At 61.4% G+C, this 1,052-nt stretch carries 1 protein-coding gene and 1 pseudogene; both read right to left on the bottom strand.

Annotated elements, in window-relative coordinates; genetic code table 11:
* Nucleotides 1–831: hypothetical protein (locus ACH4F2_RS36345; protein ID WP_398136846.1), on the bottom strand; the 831-nt coding region annotated here is incomplete at its 3' end.
* Nucleotides 828–1,052 (bottom strand): annotated as a pseudogene (locus ACH4F2_RS36340) (hypothetical protein); the annotation flags it as partial. The pseudogene ACH4F2_RS36340 and the gene ACH4F2_RS36345, both read right to left, overlap by 4 nt.

Below are 1,052 nucleotides of genomic sequence, written 5' to 3'. Positions count from 1 at the left end.
GAAGTACAGAGTTCCGCTCTTCACCTCGCGGGTACCGGAAATGAAGGTGAGCTGGTGGTCCGGTCGACCCAACCACTCCGACTCCCGCGAGCGGTCCGCCCAGACGCGCGTCGCATCCTCCAAAATGCGGCGTCCCTGCTGATCTTCTTGAACGACCGTGACGACCGTGAAGTCACCGAATTGCATGATCGAGTAGATCCAGAAGAAGTTCTGACTGCCGGCGATCGACGGATCCGCCTTGCGTCCAGGAGGTTCCGCCTCGCCGACCGGTCGAACACCCCAGGATCGATCGCGATTACCCCGCCACGCCTCCGGGGTGACCGGGATGACGTCACCGTCGACGGTCAGGGATCCGGACCATGTTCCGGTCTGCACAAATCGTTGCGTGTCGAAGGTGACTCGTTCCAGCTGACGGTGGAAATGCCTTGCCTCGAGATTGGCGGGGCCGTCGGACTCGAAGGTGAGGTCGAAGTTCAAGTCCGGCGCTTCGGGACTCGGGTCCAACACCACCCGCAGACGGTGCAGACCCTCGATGATCTCGATCCTCAACGGGCCTACTGACAGGTCCATACGATCGTCACCCAAGGCGCGGGATGCCCGGAAGACGATATGATCGTCGCCGCGCCGAAGAACCGCAAAGCCGTCGCACACACCAAGATTGGGGTACTGACCGAGACCGATGATGAGAAACAGCGGCTCGCTGTCGCCGTCGACGCCGGCATGACAGTTGAAGTAGTAGCGGTCGTAGAAGTTTCGATCCGAGGTGCCCACGCGGCGGATGGTCTCGGCGATCTGATGTACGGGGTAGTCGTCGAGCGGGGACAGTGTCATCGTGCTTCTCCTGGTGCGACCGGGGCCGTAGCGAGCGATTCCCAATAGGTGCCGTCGAGCATGGCTTCGAGTGTCTTGTGGTGTAGGATCATCTCGTCCGGGTTGTCGGGGAATTCGGCCTGACCGAAAGCCACTGCGCGGCTTTGGACTCGGAACATGATCACCGCGTGCCGCAGCGCGGCGTAAAGGATGTAGAAATCCAGATCCGCAACCTGGTGGCC

The sequence above is a fragment of the Streptomyces sp. NPDC017890 genome (assembly GCF_044328675.1).
Classification (GTDB): Bacteria; Actinomycetota; Actinomycetes; order Streptomycetales; family Streptomycetaceae; genus Streptomyces.
This window is presented reverse-complemented; position numbering and strand designations above follow the sequence as displayed.